This window comes from Pseudoneobacillus rhizolycopersici (assembly GCF_054786815.1).
Genome location: NZ_JBTOOE010000293.1, coordinates 1 through 216, shown reverse-complemented (window position 1 = coordinate 216; position 216 = coordinate 1). Strand labels below are relative to the sequence as shown.

Here is a 216-nt window from a genome sequence, read left to right as displayed (position 1 = left end):
ACCCGGCTGTAAACGGACAAGACAACGGACTGATTTCATACTTCCCTGTTGTGGTTGGTGCAGATATTCCGGAAAAGGCAAAACAGTCGCTCATTGCTAAAATGGAGCAGGCGCTGACGCAAAACGGATTTGGATGCGCCAGCCGCACCGACCGCTTCGTTATGCTTGCCAGGTGCAACGTGCTTGAGAAAGATGTCGCGCCTACAACGCCGCCAC

Annotated in this window: 1 protein-coding gene; it reads left to right on the top strand. The window is 53.7% G+C overall.

Annotation, left to right across the window (positions count from 1 at the left end):
- A partial coding sequence (locus ACX9YW_RS23810) for a hypothetical protein (RefSeq protein WP_460351314.1) occupies positions 1-216 on the top strand: 216 nt, incomplete at both ends.